Genomic DNA, 15,105 nt, shown 5'->3' on the forward strand with positions numbered 1-15,105 from the left:
GGTCGTCTTACCATGGTCTACATGGCCTATCGTCCCCACATTCACGTGCGGCTTCGTCCGCTCATACTTCGCTTTTGCCATCGCTTCTCCTCCCCTGCAGCCTCAATCCAGCCAAATTAAATCGTTTTCCATCACCTGCATCGCGCCATGGAATGCAGATCAACCCCATACCCACAGCAGCAAAAAAAAGAAAGCCAGCCATACCACCTCATACGGCTGGAACAAGAACCGGTTAAAGAATCCAACTGGAGCCCACGATCGGGATTGAACCGATGACCTCTTCCTTACCAAGGAAGTGCTCCACCACTGAGCTACGTGGGCAACAAGACTCCAACAATCTCCAGTCCCCGAAAATAGATGGAGCGGGAAACGGGACTCGAACCCGCGACCCTCAGCTTGGAAGGCTGACGCTCTAGCCAACTGAGCTACTCCCGCACATACTATACAAAACTGGTGGAGAGGGGAGGATTTGAACCTCCGAAGGCTCGGCCGGCAGATTTACAGTCTGCTCCCTTTGACCACTCGGGAACCTCTCCATAATCAACAAACAATTATTACTATCACAAAGAACGCGTGGAGTAAACCCATCAAAATGGAGCTGGCGATGGGACTCGAACCCGCAACCTGCTGATTACAAGTCAGCTGCTCTACCAGTTGAGCTACGCCAGCTTAGCCCTGAGGCACAAAGATCGAACAGCGATCAGCCACAGATCGGCGGCCCACCATACAGGCAAACTCACCGCGACATACCTGCCGATCAACATGCCAGCCAATCTCAAGATCCTGAAATTGCTGCGCAAAAAAAAGCATATTAGATCGCTGATGGCCAATAAAAGCTGATATATCAGCAACATGGAGACCAAAAGACACAGCTGTCCGCTTTCCCTGGCGCAAACGGGATTGTTTGTCTAGCACACCTTTTCTCACCATGTCAACGACTTTTTCGCGAAATAAATAACTTTTTACCAACTCTCCAAATGCCTGATGATAGGGTCCGGCAACCACGTTACCCGGCCTATCCAAGCCACCGGAAGGGTGCAACCCCATCCGGACCACCGGGATGTCTGCCGCTCGGCATAAGCATAACGCGTCGGCGCACCAGGAAACCGCTTCCGGGAGGGGCAAGGGAGTGTAGCCTGGCTCATGCCAGCAGGTCGCCCATCTGGTTCCGGCAAGTACTAGGGCAGGATACAACCTGATAAAAGCGGGCCGTAAGCCAATGACGGTTTCAAGCGTGGCAAAAAAACTGGCGCGGTGCTGGAGCGGCAAGCCCACCATCAGCTGGATGCCGACGGTAAAATCATATTCCTGTAAAAGCTTGACCGCAGCGATGGCCGCAGCAGCATTATGCCCCCGGTTGCTGGCTGCCAGCACCTGGTCGTCAAGTGATTGGACCCCCAGTTCAACGATATCAACCCCGTATCGCTGCAGATGCTCTACACAAACCTTCTCCAGAGCATCAGGACGGGTAGAGAGGCGCACCCGCTGAACCGTACCCTGCTGCAGATAACGCCAAGCCTGAAGCAGGTATTCCTGCTGCTGCTGGAGGGGTAATGAGGTAAATGAGCCACCATAGAAAGCAAGCTGCACCTGACGTTTGGTTGTTCCGCCCCATGATTGGCAATAAGCGGCAACCACCTCCTCCAGGGTACCCTGACCACCCTCCTCCGAGCCGACAATCACCTGCTGATTACAGAAAATACAGCGCCGGGGACAGCCGGCCTGATTAAGAAAGTAGGGGATAATCAAAGGGTTTGCCGGCATGGGCCAACCTCGCTGGGACAATTTCCCGGCTTGCAAAAACGCCGGGAGCAGGAAAAGGCCTACCCTCTTGCCGGGCCGGAAAGGATATCAGGATGCCGGGTCAAAAACGCCAGCGCTTCCTTTGATGCCATCTGTTCAGCCTTTTTTTTGCTGGCTCCGCGGCCGGCGCCCAGAAGGCAACTCTCGGCAACGACTTCCACCTGGAAAATCCGGCGATGCTCAGGCCCTTCTACTGCTACCAACCGATAGAGAGGCAGCTCATGCCCTTGCTGCTGAAGCTGCTCCTTCAGACGGGATTTATAATCATGGGCAGGGTCGGCACATTTCTCACCGGCCAGGAAGCCGGCAAACTGCACCGCCACGAAACGGCGGGCCGCGGCCACGCCTCCGTCAAGATAGATGGCCGCCAGCAAGGCTTCAAAGACATCGGCAAGAATAGAATCTTTCTGCCTGCCGCCCTGTTTCAATTCTCCCCTACCAAACCTGACATGGACCCCCAGGTCAAGCCGTCGGGCCATGAGTGCCAGCTGATGTTCATTTTCCCAGGAAGCTCTCATCTTGGACATGCTCCCCTCCGGCTCGGAGGGAAAAGCCTCATAGATCATTTCACTATGCAGGTACTTGAGAATCGCATCACCAAGAAACTCCAGCCTTTCATAGCTGGAGTTGTGACTCATTTCTTGCTGTTCATTGCAGAAAGAACGATGGGTAAGAGCCTGAACGAGAAGAGAAGCATCGGCAAACCGGTAGCCAATCGACTCCTGGAGGTCGGTCAGCGCCTTGCTTTCAGACGGTTGTTTCATGTAAAAAACGGGTTGGTCAGCTTCTCCCGACCTACGGTTGTCGCCGGCCCATGACCGGGATAGATGACCGTCTCATTATCGAGGGTAAAAACTTTCTCCCGCACCGAAGAAAGAAGAACCTGGTAATCACCACCGGGAAAGTCAGTTCTGCCGATGGAGCCGGCAAAAATCAGGTCGCCGACAAACACGGCGCCGCTCGTTGCCAGGCAGATGGAACCAAGAGAATGGCCGGGAGTTTCAAAGACCTCCAACGTCACCGAGTCTCCCACTATCACCTGGTCACCCTCTTGCAGGAAACGGTCAGCGGCAGGAGAGTCTTCCGCCTGCATGCCCCAAATGGCAGCCCGGGAAGAGATGTTAACGATCTCTGCGGCCGCCTTTTCATGGGCCAGCAGCTTGGCCCCGGTCACCTCTTTGAGGCGCTTATTACCCCCCACATGATCAAAATGTTCATGAGTATTAATAATATATTGCACGGTCAGTTTATGGCCTGCCAAAGCGGCAAGAATGGCATCAACATTATCACCCGGGTCGATAACTGCCGCCTTTTTACTCTGTTCACAACCAACAATATAACAATTTACCTGGAGGGGACCAACAACTACGGTTTCAAGAATCATACCAGCTACTCCTTGTTCACAATCCTGCCAGGTCGAAACTGCCGACACCGGAGAAACAATGACTAACATTACAGACGGCCGAAAACTGCCCTTCACATTTAAGAACCGTCCCAGGAAAAACGTAATTTTTAATATGTCCCGGCTAAAAAAGCAAGGGATTTTGCCGTCACGCCCCACAGCTTTGATGATAGAGATGGACCAGAACGTCGGTTGACGTTTCCTGGGCCATGAATGACCAGGGCAGGGAAACGTTAAGCGGACGGGCAGCGAAAAGAGAGGGATTCGTTTTGACCGCCTCCCGGATCATCCGACGTCTGGAGTCGGGCTGTCCGGCCAAGCGTTGCAACAGGGAACCTATTTCCCGGTCTCCTCTGCTGATCATTGCTTGCCAGGCGGCATCCAAGACGTTTTCCATCTCAACACTCACATTGCCTAACCGTCGCAATGCCCCGGCAAGATAGTGCTGCTTCCAACGCAATCGGGCCAGATCGTCAAACGGCGCCCATTGCAGCGGTGTGTGGGGCTTGGGAATAAAAGGATTGATGCTGACGCTCAGCCGGATACTCTTCTGCCTTGACCGGCGGCTGTCCAGCATGGTTTTTCTAATCAAGTCGACCAAGGTGACAATCGCCTCAAGGTCATTATCGGTTTCCGACGGCAGGCCGATAAGGAAATAGAGCTTCACCTGATAAATCCCGTTTTCGGCAGCCAGGCGGGTTCCCGCGACTATCTGCTCCTCATGCAACTGTTTATGTATCATCTGCCTCAGCCGCTGGGAGCCGGCTTCGGGAGCCACAGCAACACTTCTCACCCCGCCGGCCTGCAGCAACTCAAGCAGTTCCTTATCAAGGGTGTCAAGTCTTAGGGATGAAGGACTGAATGTTGCTTTTTTCTCCACCAACCAGGAACACAATTGTTTCAGCTGAGGATAATCTCCAAGAGCCGAACCAACAAGACCAAAATGCCCATGGCCATCATCCATGGCGGCAGAGAATACTTCCTGGAGCCGCGCCAGTGAACGGTTCCGGAAGGGTCGATACACAAATCCAGCTGCACAGAAGCGGCAGCCTCGGGGACAGCCACGATTTATTTCCAGCAGGCATGAGGCAGACAGCGGTGAGGTGCCTGCCAAGGTGCTGACCGCAGATACGGGAACAAACCGGTCCACATCTCGGCACTTGGCAACCGACACCGGAGCGGGAGGACATCCCTTCCCTGAACCCGTCTGGTCGGGAACAAACACGCCCTCAACCCCGGCCAGCAGGGACAGCACTTCTTCTTTGTCTGCCTGCTGATTGGCCAGCAGCTGATCCATCACCTGCAAAACCTGAGTTTCCCCCTCCCCCAGGAGAAACGCATCAACAATATCGGCCAGCGGCAACGGGTTGATAAAAGTGGCCACCCCCCCTGCCAGAACCAGGGGATCACCAGCACGACGCTTGGCAGCAGTTACCGCCAAGCCGGCCCGTTGCAGCATTTCAACCACATGGAGATAATCCTTTTCAAAAGATACGGAAAAAACAATAACCTTCGCATCCCGTACCAGCCGCCTGGTTTCCAGGGTTTCCAGGGGAGCAGCCGCTTTTGATTGCCGGTTGTGGGAAAGAAAAAACCGCTCGGCAACCACCCGGGGATGCGCATTCAGCAGAGAGTAGATGGAGAGAAACCCCAGGTTTCCCATACCCACCTGATAGGTATTGGGATACCCCAGGGCCACCGGATAGCGGCCGCCCCATTCTTTAATAATGGCACCCCGTTCAGGCAAAGGGCGGCGGCCGGAGGGAAAAGATGCCGGCTTCACCGCCCGCTCCCCGTCGCATTGCCGGCTAAACCCGACACCATCATACTTCCTCCACCACAGAAGGCAGCGGTCCAACCGCCGCGGCCAGCGCATCCAGCAATGTCTCCCGGCCAAGCCGCTTGGGTACCGAGTAGATGATCGGCCGGCTGACAACGCCTAACGTTTCAAGCTCCTGGCGCCACTGCCGCACCCGCAGAGCCCGTCGGGAGGCTTTAAACTTATCCGCCTTGGTAAGCACCAAAGTCATGGGCAGCTGATTGACAGCCAACCATTGCACCAGCTGCCGGTCCCCCTCGGTCAGATCCCGACGGATGTCCAGCAGCAGGACAACCAGACGCAAGTGAACTGCTTTATCAAGATACTCATGAACCAGGGGACCCCATGATGCCTTGGTATGCATATCAACGGCAGCATAACCATAGCCGGGCAGGTCAACGAGATAAAAAAGGTCATTGACGAGAAAAAAATTGATCATTTTCGTGTGCCCTGGACGAGCGCTGGTCCGGGCCAGAGCCCGCCGTTGCAGAAGCGAGTTGATCAGTGAGGACTTCCCCACATTGGAACGACCAGCAATGGCAATCTGGGGCAACGGGTCATCGGGGACCCCTGCCAGATCAACGGCACTGGTAAAAAACTCCACCGTCTTGATATGCACGAAAAACTCCTTATACTTTTCCCGGATAAAGGTCACGGTTGCAGAATAGTTAGGGGATATGTTATACAGTGACCGGACAAAAAGTCAATGGAGACTCTTGTTCCGACACAACAACAGGGGTTGCGAAACAACCTGACAGCTGCTGCATAGGTTTCATCCAACGCAACTGTCCAGCATCGGCCAAGGCGGCAGACACGGTCTCCTTAACAACTGATTCTTTGCCTGTTCAGCATAACAAAAAACCGTCAAAACGTTGACCGCGACCATTTAAGGACACCATGCATTACGAAGGCAACATCATCAGGCCTCCCAGCGAGGCCCGCAGCATCATTCTTCAGGCAACGATAGGCTGCTCCCACAATCGCTGCACATTCTGCCCCACCTATACCGGAGTTCGCTTTCGCATCAAGGACGAGGAAACCCTGCTGGCGGACATCCGTTACGCAAACCATGCCTTTCCCCAAGCCCGGCGGTTGTTCATCACCGATGGCGACGCCCTGATTATCCCCTTTCCCCGTCTGCTGACTCTCCTGCAGACGATCAACCGGGAACTGCCGCGGCTCACCAGAATCGGCATTTATGCTTCGGCCAAATCGCTGCGCAAAAAGAGTCCGGCTGAACTGGAGGCCCTGCGGCAGGAAAAACTGGGCATTATCTATTATGGCCTTGAAAGTGGTGACGACCAGACCCTGGCAGCAATTGACAAAGGGACCACAGCCGCCGAGACACTCCAGCTATGCCGCATGGCCCAGGATGCCGGCATGAAGCTGTCAACAACCGTAATGATCGGCATTGCCGGCAGCCAACGATCCTTGATCCATGCCCGACTGACCGGCGAGCTTTTAAGTGCCATTGACCCCGCCTATGTGGGCGCCCTGGTAACCATGATTGTCCCGGGTACCCGTTTGGCCCAAGAGGCCGAACAAGGACTCTTCATCCTGCCGGATAAGCGTGGCCTGCTGCTGGAGCTGCGTGAGATGATTGCCGCCACCCACCTGACCCGGGGGATGTTTATGGCCAACCATGCCTCCAACTACCTGCCGATTAAAATCCACTCACCCAAGGACCGTGAAGCAGCGCTGACCATGATCGACAAGGCACTGGATGGCAGCCTGCCCCTGCGGCAGGAATGGATGCGCGGCCTCTAACCCCGTTTTTTGAGACGAGCAAACATGCAAAAACAGAAAAACTATCAACAGACCTTTACGCTGGCTGCAGACCGGCTCACGGCTACCGATATCAGCTACCTCCAGGATCATCCCGGGATCAGCTGGCAGGAAACGGCAACCGGCGTTACCCTCAGCCTGCCTTTTTTCCAGCGGCCCTACAGCATCACCTATCCCCAACTGGACTTCAGCTGTCCCGAGGAATCAGTCATCTCGCTGGTCAGCAAAATCATCATCCTCCACTACCTCGCCAACGCCAACCGGAAGGCCCACGCCGGACAGCTGGTCAATTATGGCGCCATTACCGGAGGATCATTTTACTTTCCGGTTTTCAAACGCAAAACAACCGATATTCTAGCAAGCAAACTGGGAAATGATGGCAACCTGTTCAGCAAGGCGGGTGAACGTCTGGCAGCGGCAGCCGGACCGGTGGGCGATGTCTCATTCACCATCAATGCCCTGCCGGGCATTGATCTGACCATGGTATTCTGGGAAGGGGATGAAGATTTCCCCCCCGCATATGATATCCTTTTCGATGCAGCTATTGACCACTATCTGTCCCTGGAGGATATTGTTGTCCTGGCTCAAATGGCAACCAAGCGGGTTCTGGCCCGAGCTACGGCCGATCAGCCCGGGGACTAAGATAAAGAACCTGTCCCGGCTGCAGGATCGATCCTTCCTGCAGATTATTCCAGCGGCACAGCTGCTGAACCGTCAGCCCGTGATCACGGGACACTTTCCACAGCGTATCCCCCCGGCGCAGCCTGATAGCCTTATTGACTGATGCGGTGGTAAAGCTGGCGGCCGCCAGCTGTTTCTGCTGCCGCTGGTCGGAAAGAACCAATACCTGGCCGGGCTTGATCAGAGTTGACCTGCCAAGACCATTCCAACTCCTGATATCGGCTACTGAAATGCGATATTTTCTGGCAATGCTCCAGAGGCTGTCACCGCGACGCACCCGATAAGCCGACGGCCGATGGATAATAGACTGCGCCGGCCCCTGCCGCTGAAGCCCTGCCCGATAGATCTCAGGAGCAAAAACCACCGACCCGGCACCGCCGGACCGGACCGGGATAATTAAATATTTTCCCGCCCTGATGGTGTTGCCTGCCAGATTATTCAACTCCTTGATCGGCTGAATTCTGGTGTGGTAATGCCGGGCAATGGTTGACAGAGATTCGCCCGATCTGATCTTGTGGCGGCGAAAAGTAATCCGCTGTTCCGGCGGCAGGCTGGCCAGCCGTTCCCGGCACTGCGGCCCGGTCCCTGTGGGAACCTTGACCAGATATTCACGCATATTCGGTGGTGTACACCAATAGCGCAGCTCCGGATTCAAATCCTTGACCACCTCATACTTGCAGCCAGCCGCCCAGGCAACCACCTGCAGGTCGGTGGCATCGCTGACCAACACTTCATCATAGGTTAGCGGCGGCAGATAGCCGACATCGGCCAACCCGTACTTTTCCGGTTCACGGGCAATAAGTATCGCGGCAATCAACCGGGGAATGTATTCCTTCGTCTCCCGCTTTAAATAGGTGAAACGGGACATTTCCCAGAAATCTTCGGTTTTATGCTTCTTGATCGCCCGCATAATCTTCCCTTCGCCGGCATTATAGGCCGCGGCAGAAAGATACCAAGAATCAAAGTAACCATATAAATCATGGAGATAACGGGCAGCAGCGGACGTTGACTTGATGGGGTCACGCCGCTCATCAATCCACCAATTAATCGTCAAACCATATTTCTTTCCAGTACCGGCAATAAACTGCCAGGGACCGCAGGCTTTCGCCCGCGAATAGGCATGGGTGGTAAAGCCGCTTTCAATGAGGGCCATGTATGCCAGCTCCTCAGGGATATGATACTCATGAAAAATCCTTTTAATTTCAGGAAGATACAACTGAGCCCGTTTGAGAGAACGGCGCATGAAAGCACTATTTACCGTGCTGTAGTAGGAGATAAAGCGTTCAACTTTTTTATTGATGACAATGGGGAATTCATACCGGGCCCCGGTCCTGGCTTTGGCTTCTATTTCCAGGTCGTCAGCAGTCGCCGGCTGATCGATCCTGGTATCTGACAGCAGATCATAGAGAAAAAGAACTGAGCCTTCGTCATCCGCATCAACAACCTGCATCCAGGGACTCAAAAATTCTTCGTTGTCATCCTCCAAGCAGGCATTATCGCCCTGATCGGCCACCAGACGTTCAGCGGGCAGACACCAGGAACCGCCGGTCAGCACCAGAGATTCCGGCTCCTGTTTCAAGGTCGCCTTCTCCATACTGCAGGCGCAGAGCAACAGCAATAACAGCAATAACCAGCACCATCGTTGAATCATGTACAAGGTCCACCTTTTAGATGTTGTTTCAAGAGAACGGGCACAAAACCGCAGCGGTTTTACCCGGGCGGCAAAACAGCACAGCGGGAAACATCATAGTGATACCATCGGCATTTTTTTCAAACCCTGAAGCCATAACAAGCTTATCAAGCCCCTGTCAACCTCAATTTTCCATAAAAAAGCGGTCCCGGCATGAACACCGGGACCGCTTGAGAGCTTCTTCACTGGATAGCCTATCGTTTCTGCAACCTTATGGCATCAATAATTAGCCCTTTTTCAACCACGGATCAGGCGGGGCAGCAGCATCTGGTGATGCGGACAGATCGATGCAGGATTCTGATAAGCAGCCCGGGTGAAAGCAATGAAATAATCCCGCATAGTGGGCAGCGGCACCACCTCATCAACAAAGTTCCGCTGGGCACAGTATACCGGCCGTGACTGGTCATAATACTGTTTTGCCAGGGCATTCATTTTGTCAATAACCGGCTCCAATGGCCGGCCGGCATCCTGCTCTTTCACCAACCGCCGGGAAAATGACGCGGCCGCCGCAGTTTCACCATGCATGACATAAATTTCAGTAACCGGCGTTCCGAGGGTCAGAGCATTGTTCCGGTTGCCCTGGGAACCACACATGACATAGTGCGCTGCCGCGGTACCTTTCCGTAAGACCACCGTCATCATCGGCAATTCAGAGCTTTCAATGGAATAAATCAACGACTGACCCAGGCCCAGAAGCTCAGCCTGCTCGGCAATGTCACCAACGTCAATACCGGAGGTGTCCTGGAACCAGATCATGGGAATCCGGTCACGACCGCACTGGGTGACAAATTCGTTCATCTTGATCAATCCCTGACGGTACAATTTGCCGCCGATGCCCGGGTAATCGGCATACTCGGGATAACCAGCCCCGAGAAAGCCTTGGCGGTTGGCCACAAAACCAACGGCAAACCCATCGATTTTCGCCAATCCGCAGTAGATTTCCGGGCCATATCCCGGGCGGAATTCCAGGTGTTCACTATTGTCAAAAACCCGGGACAGGACTTCATCCATATTGTAGACTGCTTTCTGGTTAAAGGGCACCAGATAGTTGATGTCTTCAGCCGGAAAACGGGGTTCGGCCGGCTTCGCCACCCGGAACGCTTCAGGGTCATAGGAGGGCATGCCAGCCATGCATTCCTTAATCGCGTCAAGAACCCCCTCTTCGGTATCATAGACTTTGCGCATGAAGCCGGTGGCATCATGGTGGATTTTGGTACTACCGGGAGGCACCGCCTTGAACTGACGGGTCGATTCAATCAGCTGTTCAGCTCCTTCCACGTCAAAATGCCCTTTGGGGCTCATACCGCCGACAATGCCGCCGCCACCGACCGCCATATTGGATTTTTCATGGGCAAAAATAATCGCCGGACTGATGGCATGATAGCCGCCACCGGCCGGATTGGTACCATACATGCCGACAATGACAGGAATGCCTTTCTGGATCAGTTCCGCATGGCGGAAAAAGGTGCGCCCACCGGAACGGCGACCGGCATACACCTCTTCCTGCTCCGTCAGTTTGACGCCGCTGCAGTTCAGCACCCAGACCAGAGGAATGCGCAGCCGCTCGGCCAAGTCCTGAGCCCGAAAGATATTTTCCGCCTGCCCGGCAATCCAGGCACCTGCCAGAACTTTGTTATCGGAAGCAATGATGGAGGCATACTTGCCGGCAATCTTGCCGATGCCGTTAATGACACCGGTGGTGCCCTCAGCATTGAAAGTAGGGTCATGCAGCGTGTTGAGCGGCAGCCAGGTCCCCGGATCCACCAGATATTCCAACCGTTCCCAGGCAGTCTTCTCTCCCCGCTGGTGAAGCTTTTCAGCCGGGATGCCGGCATTCTTCACTTTATCCACCGCCGCGGCGACCGTTTGCTCCACTTCTTTGATTTTGGCCACACTGTCGGCCATCTTTTCTTTCTGATTCGCTTTTAACTCTTTGCCAAACTTGGGCATTTCTGCAAAATAGGAATGCATATCCGTGTCCCTTCATTCTGACTTTGATTAACAGCGGCCAACGATTCTCTCCAGCTGGCTGCGCATGGTTACAACAACACACCACCAAAAAATCGAAACTTAGTCACCCATGACATTGCGGGCAATGATCATCTTCTGGATATTTGATGTTCCTTCAACAACCTGGAAGGACTTGCTGTCCCTGAGGAAACGCTCCACCGGATACTCCGATGAGAAACCATAAGAACCAAAAATCTTGCAGGCCTCATTGGCGGCATGGACCGCAGCTTCGGCGGCAAAATACTTGGCCATCGAAGTTTCGAAAGTTGAACGCCGGGTCCCTTCATCCTTCAGGGTCGCCGCCTGGTACACCAGCAGCTTGGCTGCTTCATGTTCAACCACCATCTCAGCAATGGAGGCCTGGATCATCTGGAACTCACCAATGGGACGGCCGAACTGGGTCCGCTCCTTGACATACTGGACACAGGCATCGATACATCCCTGGCCGACACCCACGGCCCGGGCAGCACAGCTCAGACGGGTAACGTCAAGCATGTTCATGCAAATCTTAAAACCATCCCCGAGTTTACCCACCAGATTTTCCTTCGGAACCTCCACATCTTCAAAATAGATCTCGCCGGTGGGGGCACAATGGAGTCCAAGTTTGGTTTCGATGGGTTCCTGAACAATACCCTTACTCTGCATATCCACCAGGAAAGCGGAGATCCCCCGATGTTTCGGCTTGGCCTCCGGGTCGGTAACCGCATAGACAACCCCGAGATGGGCATGGGGAACATTGGAAATCCACATTTTATTGCCGTTGAGAACAAAGCAGTCATCCTTTTCCGCCGCCCAGGTTTTCATGGAAGCAACGTCAGAACCGGTATTGGGTTCGGTAATGGCAAAACAGCCAAACAAGTCGGCATTAATAAGCCCGGGGAGGTATTTCTTTTTCTGTTCTTCGGTACCAAAATTCAGCAGCACCGTCTGCAGGCCGTTCATCTGCATATTAAACGGCAATCCCCATGAAGGACTGACCCGGGCCAATTCCATGGCCATGATGCTGGCTGCCAGATGGCCAACCTCGGTACCGCCGTACTCTTCCGGTGCCAGGCAGCCGAAAAACCCCAATTCGGCCATCTCCTTCACCAGTTCCTTACGATAATAGTGATTTTTCTCGTCCTCTTCCATCGTCGGCCGGATTCGCTCTTCAGCAAAACGACGAGCCGCATCACGCATCATTTGTTGTTCTTCGGTTAACGCAAAATCCATCTCATCCTCCTTAAGAATTATTAAAAACCATCAACGGCAATCTATCCGCCATGTCAACCAGACACCAGCAAACTGGGGTGCTGACGCAAATCCCGTACCATCGCAACAGGCATACTAGCGGCTGGTGACCGCCTGGAGCACCAGCATATTCCGCCTAGAGTTGCAACCAGTTATCGCGGTCAGCCGGCCAGCGGCCTAAAAGCTGACTTCACCCCCCAAAGCATGCTGTGATTAATTTTTCAACCACTTCGGTTAAAAATCAACCCTTCTCAGTGGGAACGGCCATTCACAGTACCCCAGAAACCGGCCGCAGCTCTCAGTGCTTTTTCTTTTTCTTTTCCTTATGTTTTCCCGGTGGATAGGCCTGGCGATGCTCAACAAAATGCTCATACGGATACTCGGTTGCCAACTCAAGAGAGACGTACTCATCAATATCAAGATGAATACCAACCGGCAAACTAATCCCAGCCTGCCAGTGGCCATCAGCAAAGTAGAAATAGAGACCACGGGATGCCTCGAAGTAGACATACGATGACGGGTAGTAACGGTACTCGTGCTGCCGGGCGTTACGCCCATGGGCCGGTGCCCAGGGAGGCGGCCCCCCTTTTTTCACCTCATGATATGGTGGTTGAGGAGCCGAGGAACCAATCACAACCGCTCCCCGGTCAACAGCACAACCGGCAAGGAGCAGCAGGGCAACAGCAAGCGTGACAAACCTCAAAGAATCTGTTCTGCACATCACCAGCCTCCTCTCCTACAGAAAACAACCAGGTGAAAATAATCACTTTATGGATATAATAGGACTGCGATGAAATGTCAACCTTATCCGCACCGTCCCTCCTGATAGCGGCTGCCAATACTATTTCACCCCCGCGGTAAACCGGTTGTCAACATCCATCAATCTGTGCTAACCGTCAGCAGCAGTCGGAGGTGCGCCACCCGTCGGCTCTGCTCCTGGGGCGCGAAACTTTTTCACAACAATAGCCAAAGGACCACACCATGGAACCCATAGCTGCCTTTGTCGCCGGGTTGGGACTCGGCATGGCAATTGTCATCTTGTTTTGCCTCCTGCGGCGGCAAAACATCAACGAGCTGACCGCCAGCCTGGTGGCCGCTGGGGAAGAGCGCCGCCGCCAGGAGAGCGAACTGCTGATCGGTCGTCTGAAAGACAGTTTCAGCACCATATCTCTGAATGCCCTGACACAAAGCACTCAGGAGTTCCTGAAACTGGCGAACGAAGCCCTCGGTAAACAGCTCACTGCTGGCAATCATGAATTAAGCGGCAAAAAAGCCCTGATTGATGAAACCCTGGGAGCAATGAAGCGAGAGTTGGATCAGGTGCAAACGCTGGTAAGCAGTCTTGAAAAAGATCGGGAGCTTAAATTCGGTGAGCTGACCAAACAGCTCCAGTTGACCAGCGAACAGACCGTGAAGCTGCATGAAACCACCGGCCTGCTGCAAACCGCACTGGCCGGCACGGGCAGCCGCGGCCAGTGGGGCGAACGGATGGCTGAGGATATTCTGCGTCTGGCAGGATTTATGGAGGGCGTCAACTATCTGAAGCAGCAAAAACTCACCGATGCCGCCACCCGGCCTGACTACACCTTTCTGCTTCCCAACGAACTGAAGTTGAATATGGATGTCAAGTTTCCCCTTAACAACTATATGAAATGCCTCGAAGCCACCAGCGACCCTGACCGTGTAACCTATCGGATGTTGTTTCTCAAAGATGTCCGCCAGCGCATCAAGGAGGTCACCAACCGGAATTACATCAATCCCAGCGACAACACCGTTGATTACATGCTGGTTTTCATTCCCAATGAACAGGTCTATGGCTTTATCCATGAACATGACCAAATCCTGCTGGACGATGCCCTCAAGCAGAAGGTGGTTCTTTGCTCGCCGGTTTCCCTCTATGCCATCCTGGCGGTCATCCGTCAGGCCGTCGACAACTTTCAGCTGGAGAAAACAGCGGCACAGATTCTTTCACTGATGGGGTCGTTCAACAAGCAATGGGACCGCTTCACCCAGTCGTTTGAAAAACTGGGCAGCAAAATTGAAGAAACCAGGAAGGAATATGATCTTTTGACCACCACCAGAAAACGGCAGTTGGATCGCCACCTGAACAAGATTGAAGATCTGCGCCGCCAGCAGGCAAGTCCCGCAAATGAATTCGAGACACCCTTGCCTGACAGCCCCGGAGAAGAAGTTGATCCGGAGTCAGCATAAAAGATTATGCCCCGATAATCTTGACCAGCACCCGCTTTTTTCTTCTGCCGTCAAACTCACCGTAGAAGATCTGCTCCCACGGGCCGAAATCAAGCTGGCCTTCGGTCACCACCACCACCTCGCGTCTCATGATCTGCCGTTTCAGGTGGCCGTCGGCGTTGTCCTCGTAGCCGTTGTGGCGGTACTGGGACACCGGCTCGTGGGGGGCCAGCTTTTCCAGCCAGCCGTCGAAGTCGTGATGGAGCCCAGACTCATCATCTTTGATGAACACCGAGGCGGTAATGTGCATCGCGTTGACAACGAGAAACTAGCACCATCAACATGTATCTCCTCATTAACGGGCATCTCGACAAACACCATCTCTTCGCCAATGAAGATTGTCTATACACTGCCAGCTTACGTCAGGAATGCGATAAGACACCCCTGACGTAAACCGGCAGTGTTACATAGCGAAAACAAACAATGGCTTTAGAA

Annotated in this window: 13 protein-coding genes and 4 tRNA genes; 3 read left to right on the plus strand and 14 right to left on the minus strand. The window is 53.8% G+C overall.

Features of this window, described 5'->3' with window-relative positions; all coding sequences use genetic code 11:
- Positions 1-246 precede the first annotated feature (246 nt).
- From JXO50_01630 to JXO50_01670, 9 genes are all read right to left on the minus strand, one after another.
- Positions 247-321 (minus strand) — tRNA-Thr (locus JXO50_01630).
- A 37-nt stretch (positions 322-358) separates the two neighbouring features.
- Positions 359-435 (minus strand) — tRNA-Gly (locus JXO50_01635).
- A gap of 16 nt (positions 436-451) precedes the next feature.
- A tRNA-Tyr gene (locus tag JXO50_01640) sits at positions 452-536 on the minus strand.
- Positions 537-593: 57 nt separating this feature from the next.
- Positions 594-669: transfer RNA gene (locus tag JXO50_01645), tRNA-Thr, on the minus strand.
- Positions 670-1,764, minus strand: a complete 1,095-nt coding sequence (locus JXO50_01650; protein MBN2331787.1) for a radical SAM protein — start codon at positions 1,762-1,764, stop codon at positions 670-672.
- 59 nt (positions 1,765-1,823) lie between these two features.
- A complete protein-coding gene (gene rnc / locus JXO50_01655; GenBank protein ID MBN2331788.1) occupies positions 1,824-2,567 on the minus strand; it encodes a ribonuclease III in 744 nt (247 codons plus the stop codon).
- On the minus strand, positions 2,564-3,187 hold the full coding sequence (locus JXO50_01660; GenBank protein MBN2331789.1) for an MBL fold metallo-hydrolase: 624 nt from the start codon (positions 3,185-3,187) through the stop codon (positions 2,564-2,566). Before JXO50_01660 ends, rnc begins: the two co-directional genes overlap by 4 nt.
- 166 nt (positions 3,188-3,353) lie before the next feature.
- The gene (locus JXO50_01665) at positions 3,354-4,988 is read right to left on the minus strand and encodes a radical SAM protein (GenBank protein MBN2331790.1); all 1,635 of its coding nucleotides are present in this window, start codon (positions 4,986-4,988) and stop codon (positions 3,354-3,356) included.
- A 40-nt stretch (positions 4,989-5,028) separates the two neighbouring features.
- The gene (locus JXO50_01670) at positions 5,029-5,643 is read right to left on the minus strand and encodes a YihA family ribosome biogenesis GTP-binding protein (protein ID MBN2331791.1); all 615 of its coding nucleotides are present in this window, start codon (positions 5,641-5,643) and stop codon (positions 5,029-5,031) included.
- Positions 5,644-5,921: 278 nt separating this feature from the next.
- On the opposite strand from JXO50_01670, the gene JXO50_01675 reads away from it, so the two are divergent.
- Positions 5,922-6,791 carry a radical SAM protein gene (locus JXO50_01675; protein ID MBN2331792.1) on the plus strand — a complete coding sequence of 290 codons (870 nt, stop codon included), beginning with the start codon at positions 5,922-5,924 and terminating at the stop codon, positions 6,789-6,791.
- A 24-nt stretch (positions 6,792-6,815) separates the two neighbouring features.
- Positions 6,816-7,451 carry a DUF3786 domain-containing protein gene (locus JXO50_01680; protein MBN2331793.1) on the plus strand — a complete coding sequence of 212 codons (636 nt, stop codon included), beginning with the start codon at positions 6,816-6,818 and terminating at the stop codon, positions 7,449-7,451.
- Here the strand turns inward: JXO50_01680 and JXO50_01685 are convergent.
- The 4 genes from JXO50_01685 to JXO50_01700 all read right to left on the minus strand — a co-directional run bounded on the left by JXO50_01685 (position 7,426) and on the right by JXO50_01700 (position 13,141).
- Positions 7,426-9,141, minus strand: coding sequence for a LysM peptidoglycan-binding domain-containing protein (locus JXO50_01685; GenBank protein MBN2331794.1), 1,716 nt, complete (start codon positions 9,139-9,141; stop codon positions 7,426-7,428). The two genes, JXO50_01680 and JXO50_01685, sit on opposite strands and share 26 nt — an antisense overlap.
- Positions 9,142-9,417: 276 nt before the next feature.
- Complete coding sequence (locus JXO50_01690; GenBank protein MBN2331795.1) at positions 9,418-11,151, minus strand: glutaconyl-CoA decarboxylase subunit alpha; 1,734 nt, start codon at positions 11,149-11,151, stop codon at positions 9,418-9,420.
- Between the two features lie 99 nt (positions 11,152-11,250).
- Complete coding sequence (locus JXO50_01695; protein MBN2331796.1) at positions 11,251-12,402, minus strand: acyl-CoA dehydrogenase family protein; 1,152 nt, start codon at positions 12,400-12,402, stop codon at positions 11,251-11,253.
- A gap of 316 nt (positions 12,403-12,718) precedes the next feature.
- The gene (locus JXO50_01700) at positions 12,719-13,141 is read right to left on the minus strand and encodes a hypothetical protein (GenBank protein ID MBN2331797.1); all 423 of its coding nucleotides are present in this window, start codon (positions 13,139-13,141) and stop codon (positions 12,719-12,721) included.
- A 260-nt stretch (positions 13,142-13,401) separates the two neighbouring features.
- Here JXO50_01700 and JXO50_01705 point away from each other — a divergent pair, with 260 nt between their 5' ends.
- Positions 13,402-14,631, plus strand: a complete 1,230-nt coding sequence (locus tag JXO50_01705) for a DNA recombination protein RmuC (GenBank protein ID MBN2331798.1) — start codon at positions 13,402-13,404, stop codon at positions 14,629-14,631.
- A gap of 4 nt (positions 14,632-14,635) precedes the next feature.
- Here the strand turns inward: JXO50_01705 and JXO50_01710 are convergent, their stop codons facing one another.
- Positions 14,636-14,920 (minus strand): YjbQ family protein, encoded by a 285-nt coding sequence (locus tag JXO50_01710; GenBank protein MBN2331799.1) that lies wholly within the window; start codon positions 14,918-14,920, stop codon positions 14,636-14,638.
- Between the last annotated feature and the right edge of the window lie 185 nt (positions 14,921-15,105).

Source organism: Candidatus Anaeroferrophillus wilburensis (assembly GCA_016934315.1).
Classification (GTDB): domain Bacteria; phylum Desulfobacterota; class Anaeroferrophillalia; order Anaeroferrophillales; family Anaeroferrophillaceae; genus Anaeroferrophillus; species Anaeroferrophillus wilburensis.